This is a genomic window from Methylophaga thiooxydans DMS010, from assembly GCF_000156355.1.
In the GTDB taxonomy this organism is placed as follows: Bacteria; Pseudomonadota; Gammaproteobacteria; order Nitrosococcales; family Methylophagaceae; genus Methylophaga; species Methylophaga thiooxydans.
This window is the reverse complement of the sequence record NZ_GG657887.1, coordinates 31697-38445: the sequence shown is the minus strand read 5'-3', so window position 1 is coordinate 38445 and position 6749 is coordinate 31697. Positions and strand designations below refer to the sequence as shown.

The 6749-nt window shown below is 47.1% G+C and carries 9 protein-coding genes and 1 tRNA gene; 1 reads left to right on the top strand and 9 read right to left on the bottom strand.

The window, feature by feature from the left end; all coding sequences use genetic code 11:
* Window positions 1-285: 285 nt before the first annotated feature.
* Window positions 286-361, bottom strand: a tRNA-Lys gene (locus MDMS009_RS02490).
* Between the two features lie 84 nt (window positions 362-445).
* Here MDMS009_RS02490 and MDMS009_RS02485 point away from each other — a divergent pair.
* Window positions 446-736: a hypothetical protein gene (locus tag MDMS009_RS02485; RefSeq protein ID WP_036310750.1), complete on the top strand. Its 291-nt coding sequence runs from the start codon at window positions 446-448 to the stop codon at window positions 734-736.
* Here the strand turns inward: MDMS009_RS02485 and queC are convergent.
* The 8 genes from queC to MDMS009_RS02445 all read right to left on the bottom strand — a co-directional run.
* Window positions 727-1398 (bottom strand): 7-cyano-7-deazaguanine synthase QueC, encoded by a 672-nt coding sequence (queC, locus tag MDMS009_RS02480; protein WP_008290305.1) that lies wholly within the window; start codon window positions 1396-1398, stop codon window positions 727-729. The genes MDMS009_RS02485 and queC overlap by 10 nt on opposite strands.
* Complete coding sequence (queE, locus tag MDMS009_RS02475) at window positions 1395-2036, bottom strand: 7-carboxy-7-deazaguanine synthase QueE (protein WP_008290284.1); 642 nt, start codon at window positions 2034-2036, stop codon at window positions 1395-1397. The genes queC and queE overlap by 4 nt, the downstream gene beginning before the upstream one ends.
* Before the next feature lie 21 nt (window positions 2037-2057).
* Complete coding sequence (gene ybgF / locus MDMS009_RS02470) at window positions 2058-2873, bottom strand: tol-pal system protein YbgF (protein WP_008290271.1); 816 nt, start codon at window positions 2871-2873, stop codon at window positions 2058-2060.
* Window positions 2874-2876: 3 nt separating this feature from the next.
* Window positions 2877-3443, bottom strand: a complete 567-nt coding sequence (pal, locus tag MDMS009_RS02465; RefSeq protein ID WP_008290281.1) for a peptidoglycan-associated lipoprotein Pal — start codon at window positions 3441-3443, stop codon at window positions 2877-2879.
* 19 nt (window positions 3444-3462) lie between these two features.
* Complete coding sequence (tolB, locus tag MDMS009_RS02460) at window positions 3463-4761, bottom strand: Tol-Pal system beta propeller repeat protein TolB (RefSeq protein WP_008290280.1); 1299 nt, start codon at window positions 4759-4761, stop codon at window positions 3463-3465.
* 12 nt (window positions 4762-4773) lie between these two features.
* Window positions 4774-5865, bottom strand: a complete 1092-nt coding sequence (gene tolA, locus MDMS009_RS02455) for a cell envelope integrity protein TolA (protein WP_008290276.1) — start codon at window positions 5863-5865, stop codon at window positions 4774-4776.
* A 6-nt stretch (window positions 5866-5871) separates the two neighbouring features.
* Window positions 5872-6339, bottom strand: coding sequence for a protein TolR (tolR, locus tag MDMS009_RS02450; protein ID WP_008290251.1), 468 nt, complete (start codon window positions 6337-6339; stop codon window positions 5872-5874).
* Between the two features lie 14 nt (window positions 6340-6353).
* On the bottom strand, window positions 6354-6749 hold a 396-nt coding region (locus MDMS009_RS02445; protein WP_043887858.1), incomplete at its 5' end, for a MotA/TolQ/ExbB proton channel family protein.

Sequence of the window (6749 nt, the reverse complement as noted above, 5' to 3'; positions counted from 1 at the left end):
TCGTTACTTAATAAATAACAAGTGCAATAAAGACTTAGGCTAACTCGCAATCATGAAATTAATTTTGGATATCGGGCTTACGCCCAGAGATGTGAGGCTAGTCACAGACCAATTGGCTGATTTCCGCAATGATTCACAGTGAGCTAGCTTATTTATATATGGCTAGCTTGTTTATATAGGGATGAACTGAAAGGTGTGAGTTGAGCGGGTCGTTATTGGGATGGGAAGTGTGATGGTATCAGAAACGAAAAAGGGCTATGCTAAACGCATAACCCTTTGAATTCGTGGTGGGCCGTCTGCGACTCGAACGCAGGACCAACGGATTAAAAGTCCGGTGCTCTACCAACTGAGCTAACGGCCCAAACCAAGCGCGATATAATACCGTATTCAGACTAAATAACAACCCCTAAAGCGTCATTTTTTTAAATTAATTCGTGAGGCAGAGATGGCAGTTATTACTAAACCTGATAATCCCACTTTCACCACCGCACTAAATAACGCTGAATTACTGCGTGAGACGGGGAACGATCACCATCATATTGGTCATGCTTTATTGTATCTTGAAGAGAGAGGCCGTTTACTTCAAGCGGTCGCTAATGCTGCTGAAGCCTATACACGCTTTGGTGAAGATACGCAGTTACACACTAATCTTGTAAAAGCGCTACAGGCATTGGAAGACTATGAGCGCGAAGCCGAGTTAGCTGAACCAGCCAATTTTGGCTTGGATCAGGGCTGATAAGGGGTAGGGTCTTCGATTCCTGCTTTCTCAAAACCTTGCTTGCGGAACCGGCATGAGTCACATTGCCCACATGCGCGACCTTGATTATCTGCCTGGTAACAAGACACGGTTTGTCCATAATCCACACCGAGCGCAATACCTTTCTCAATAATTGCTTGTTTAGTCAGATCAATCAGCGGCGTCTCGATAGTCAGCTTTAGCCCTTCCACACCTGTCTTTGTCGCTAGGTTAGCCATCTTTTCAAATGCGGCGATATAGTCAGGCCGACAATCTGGATAGCCTGAATAATCAACGGCATTCACCCCCACAAAAATCGCTTGCGCATTTAAGACTTCAGCCCAACCCAGCGCAATCGACATAAATACAGTATTGCGTGCCGGTACATAAGTTATCGGGATACCTTCTTCATGCTGAGACGGCACATCAATACTGCTATCGGTTAATGCCGAACCGCCTATTGCAGTCAAATCGATATTAATGACTTTATGTTCTGTTGCCCCTAAAGACTTAGAGAGACGCGCTGATGCTTCTAGTTCGGCACGATGACGCTGACCGTAATCGAAACTGATGGTATAGCAATCGTAGCCTTGGCTCTTTGCAATTGCCAATACGGTGGCAGAATCCAAGCCACCCGATAATAAGATCACCGCACGTTTCATCGACCTTGCTCATCTCCCCATAAGTACTTATGTAATTGCAGCTGCATTCTGACCGGCAAGTTATCTTCCACAATCCAATCTGCCAGATCAGCAGGCTTTAGTTCGCCATGTATCGGTGAGAACAACACCTCACAGCGGTCACTCAATTGATACTCTGCGAGCGTTTCACAAGCCCAGTCATAATCTTCACGATGACAAATAACGAATTTGAGCTGATCCTTGCTTTCCAGCAAGGCAATATTCTCGTAACGGTTTTTGCTTTCTTCGCCTGACCCTGGTGTTTTCAAATCCATTACCCGAATCACACGTGGGTCAACTTTACTGATATCCATCGCGCCGCTAGTTTCTATCGACACTTCGACACCGAGATCACATAAAGCTGTTAGTAGTGGAATACAATTTGGTTGGGCAAGCGGTTCACCGCCAGTGACACACACATACCGCGGTTTGTAAGCAGCAACTTGCTCAACAATATCGCTGATGTCCATTTTCTGGCCACCGTAAAACGCATATTCGGTATCACAATAACCGCAACGTAAAGGACAACCAGTGAGCCTGACAAAAACAGTAGGCAAGCCCACGGTTCTGGACTCGCCCTGTAAGGAATAAAAAATTTCAGTAATGCGACACTGCGCCATGCTATTTTCCCGGCTCAGCGCTTAGCGCGATTGTTGATTGATGCGATCCAATCTGACTTTGGCCAATTTCGCAGCCGAACTATCTGGGTATTGATCAATGACTTGATTCAATGTCGCGATAGCACGCTGAGTGTCGCCCATTTCATCTTCAGTAAAGCCACGTTTAAGTAACGCATCCGCCACTTTGGTGCTTGCTGGATATTGGTCAATCACAATTTGAAATAATGCCGCGGCATCAGGGAACTCCCGCAATACATATTTGGCTTCACCCTGCCAGTAATAGGCATTAGGCAAATAAATACTGTCAGGATATTGTTCAGGGAACGCCTGTAATGCTGTGACGGCCTCTTGATATTGACCGCTACGCAACGTTTGCAGCGCAGACTGATACGCTGCTTCACCATTCTCTACAGCAGCAGGCGCTGAAGTAGTTGTTGTTGAGGTCGCTGTCGGCTCAGTGCCATCAGGTGAGTCATCGAGTGGTGGTTCATCCGCATCAGCAGGGTTATCAGTGACAACTGGTTGAGCAGGTGCTGGTGTTTGAGTCTGTTGCTTTTGCAAACGCTCGTCCAAATCGATATACATTTCACGCTGGCGCTTTTGCATTTGCTCCAGCTCATGATTCAGCGATTCATTTTCACCATTTAAACGCTTGACCTCAGCTTGTAGCTGATCGACGCGAGTGATGAGATTCATTAATCCCTGACCCTGGATAATCCGCTCCAGCCGCTCGACGCGAGACTGGATCGGCTCAGCCTCCTCTGCCCAGCTGATGCCGGGCAGAGTGGCAGCCAGAATCACGGCACTAATAACTGTTCTTTTGCCGTTTAACTGCATTATTTATCGACCTATGTAGACAAGTTCAACACGGCGGTTTTGTGACCATGCGTATTCACTACTACCCTCTTCTGCTGGGCGTTCTTCACCAAAGCTAGTGACTTGGAACTGATTAATACTCGCACCTTGTAACATGAGAATTTGACGAATCGATAATGCACGACGCTCGCCTAATGCCAAGTTATATTCACGCGCACCACGCTCGTCAGTGTGACCTTCCAAACGAAGGGTCAGGTTCGGTTTTTTAGCCAGGTATGCAGCATGGGCTTGCAACGTTTCCTGATCTTCAACGCGAACTGTTGCACTATCATATTCAAAATACACCACACGGTTAGACAGTGGACTTGATGGGTCATTCAGCTCGTTACCCATGTATTGGTCTTCACCAACGACCACTTTTGTCTCGGCTCCCATATCTTCACCATCAGCACCTTGACCACGAACACCTGCAGTTTCTGCACTGAGATCTTCGACAGCAACGTCGCCTTCCATCCCTTTTTCAGGTGAAGAACTACACGCTGCCAACCAAAGCATTGGCAATAAAACAGCAAAAAGTTTCAACATCTTCATTTAAATAGCTCCTATCGGATTAATTTCTAAAAGGCGACCATGCCGGTTCACGTACCGCGCTACCTGATTCACCCAGGCGTTGCTTTATTCGGCCATCAACGGATACTGCCGCTAATATACCTCTGCCTTTTTGCTCGGTAGCATACAAAATCATGCGACCGTTTGGCGCAAAGCTCGGGGATTCGTCTCCAGTGGTGTCGGTTAACACTTGCACTGTTCCTGTCTGCAGATCCTGAACAGCGATATGAAATCGCCCGTTGACGCTGTGTACCATCGACATCATGCGTCCGTCTGGAGAAATATCTGCAGAAGCATTATAACCACCTTCAAAGGTGACGCGCTCAGCGCGACCACCTGAAGCATCTACTCTATAAATTTGTGGGCGGCCGCCACGATCAGATGTAAACAAAATCTCACGACCACTAGGCATCCATACTGCTTCGGTATCGATCGCTTGTGAGTTGTGCGTGACACGCGACAGATTGCCTGACGCCAATTCCATCACATAAATTTCAGGATTACCGTTTTTGGATAAGGTCAGCGCCAGCTTTTTACCATCTGGTGACCATGCCGGAGCGGTATTTAAGCCCTCAAATGATGCCACTGAGTTACGACGACCACTACTCAGTTGCTGCACATAGACTTCCGCTTTTCCATTTTCAAAGGACACATAGGTCAACTGTTCACCATCTGGTGCCCAATTTGGCGATAAAATGGGTTGGGTAGATTGCAATACAGTTCGTGGATTAGCACCATCGGCATCAGATACCTGCAGCGCATAGCGTTTACTACCATCTGCATTTTTCATTTCACTGACAAAGGCCAACCGGGTTGAGAATACCCCTTTTTCACCGGTCAGAGTTTCATAGACGATATCGGCTATTTGATGCCCCAAATTACGCAGACCAGAAGCTGGAACTTGATAGCGCTTGCCGACCAGTTGTTCAGCTTTGTAGACATCGAACAGCTGGAACTGAACCTGATAATTTTCACCATCCTGGCTACTCACTTTCCCAATCAACAAGCCTTCAGAACGCAATAAGCGCCAGTCAGCAAAATTGACCTGTTCACTTTCATGTGGCTGAGAAATCAGATCACGTTTTTCCAATGGCGCAAAACGACCACTACTTGCCAAATCATTACTGACAATCTCAGAAAGATCTTCTGGTGGAGCAAAACCTTCCGTTCCAAAGGGCACGATAGCAATCGGCAATGCCGCTTCAGAACCGCCGGTTATCTCAATGGTAAGCAACGCATGTGCAGGCCATGGCAACAAGGCAATCAATAGCGCGATAGTTTTTAACCAACCTCTTAACATCGCATCTGTCCTCTATTCTGGTTTAAAGATAAATTGGAAATCACGCAATGCCTCAGCCGCCTTAGCATCAGAAGGCTGTGGCAATGGTGCCGCTTTATAAACAGCATTTTCTGCAGAACGGTCAAACACTGAGTTGCCGCTGCTTTTCACAATTGTCACATTTTTCACGTCACCGCCGGGCAATAACGTCACGCGAACCGTACATTGCAGACCGGCTTCAGAATTCGATGGGCGCGTCCAAAAACGTTTAACACGTTGCTGAATAATCAATGAATATTGATCAACCACACCTTGCACACGTCTGGCGTCACGCTCTTGTTGTTCTTGTTCTAACTGGCGTTGTAAATCCGCTTCAGCCGCTTTTCGTCTCGCTTCTGCTTCAGCCCGCTTGCGATCTTCTTCGGCTTTACGCTGTGCTTCTTCCGCTTGTTTACGTTGTTCTTCGGCTTTACGTTTTGCTTCTTCTGCACGCTTAGCTTCTTCTTCAGCCTGACGTTTACGTGCTTCTTCTGCTTTTCGTTCCGCTTCGGCTTTAGCTTTCGCTGCTTCTTGTTCTCGGCGTTCAGCTTCTGCTTTGGCTTTCGCCGCTTCTTCTGCTTTGCGCTTTTGCTCCGCTTGCAGTCTGGCTTCTTCTTCAGCCTGACGTTTTTTCTCTGCAGCAATACGCTCTTGTTCCGCTTTTTGTTTGCGCTGTTCTTCTTTTTCACGCTGCTTTTCTAACTCAGCGATTTGTTGTTGTTCTTTCTCTGCTTCTTGTCTGCGACGCTCTTGCTCTAGCTTAGCGCGCTGTTCCATGTCCTGTGCTTCTTGTTCTTTTTGTTCCAGCGCTTTGCGAGCTTCTTCCAGCTTTTCATCTACCTGACGCTGGCGTTCTGCTTCCGCTTCGCGCTCTTTTTTCTCAAACGCTTCCAGTTTGGCGACTTCCTCTTCGACCAAGCTCTGATCTAAGACCGTTGCTTGTACGATCTCAACATCATCCGAGTTCGCTAATTTGCGTGGTGTGGATGAAAAATCCATACCAATAACAAATAAGGCCAGAATCAGAATATGCAGCAAAAATGAATAGCTGCCTGCGAGAAAGTTTTCAACAAACGTCTTTTTCATATGGTTCTAATTAGCGTCGTTACTGACCGGTTCTGGCTGGTCGGGCTGTTGTGTAATCAAGCCTACGCTTGATGCTCCAGCAGCTTGCAAGTAGGCCATTGCTGACACAACATAACCATAGTTAACCGCATTATCACCTTTGACCATAACCGGAGTCTTCGGGTTACGTCTCAATACCGCTGCCGTTTTTGCCATCAGTTCCTGAGCATCAATAGGTTCATCTTGATTATCGCCAATTGCCACATAAAAGTTGCCGCTCACATCCACTGACACCACCAACGGTTCAGTGTTCTCATCAGGCATCTCAACCGGTTTGGCGTCGGCTTTGGGCAATTCCACTTTGACCCCTTGCGTGAGTAGTGGTGCCGTCACCATAAAAATAATCAGCAATACCAGCATGACATCAATGTAGGGCACCACATTGATTTCACCCATCGGTTTGCGACGTTGTCGTACCTTTTTATATACAGCCATTGTTAACCCCGCGGTTAATCCTGTTGACGCTGCAAGATAGAAGAAAACTCCTCAAGGAAAGTGTCGTAACGGTTAATTAAGCGTTCGACTTCATGCGAATAACGGTTGTAGGCAATAACCGCAGGAATCGCTGCAAACAGACCCATCGCTGTCGCAATCAAGGCTTCTGCGATACCCGGTGCCACCATCGCTAACGTCGCTTGCTGCACATTACCCAATGCGCGAAAAGAATTCATGATGCCCCACACCGTACCAAACAAACCGATATACGGACTGGTTGAACCGGCAGTAGCTAAGAAGGGTAAAGACATTTCAAGTTGATCGATTTCACGCGCCAGCGAGATTCGCATCACACGTTGGGAGCCTTCAAGCACATAATCACTACTTTTGGGTGATTTTTTCAGGCGTAC

Bases quoted from the DNA above. Each gene is read 5' to 3' on its own strand.
- MDMS009_RS02485 (WP_036310750.1), top strand. From the start codon at position 446: ATGGCAGTTATTACTAAACCTGATAATCCCACTTTCACCACCGCACTA.
- queC (WP_008290305.1), bottom strand. From the start codon at position 1,398: ATGAAACGTGCGGTGATCTTATTATCGGGTGGCTTGGATTCTGCCACC.
- queE (WP_008290284.1), bottom strand. From the start codon at position 2,036: ATGGCGCAGTGTCGCATTACTGAAATTTTTTATTCCTTACAGGGCGAG.
- ybgF (WP_008290271.1), bottom strand. From the start codon at position 2,873: ATGCAGTTAAACGGCAAAAGAACAGTTATTAGTGCCGTGATTCTGGCT.
- pal (WP_008290281.1), bottom strand. From the start codon at position 3,443: ATGAAGATGTTGAAACTTTTTGCTGTTTTATTGCCAATGCTTTGGTTG.
- tolB (WP_008290280.1), bottom strand. From the start codon at position 4,761: ATGTTAAGAGGTTGGTTAAAAACTATCGCGCTATTGATTGCCTTGTTG.
- tolA (WP_008290276.1), bottom strand. From the start codon at position 5,865: ATGAAAAAGACGTTTGTTGAAAACTTTCTCGCAGGCAGCTATTCATTT.
- tolR (WP_008290251.1), bottom strand. From the start codon at position 6,339: ATGGCTGTATATAAAAAGGTACGACAACGTCGCAAACCGATGGGTGAA.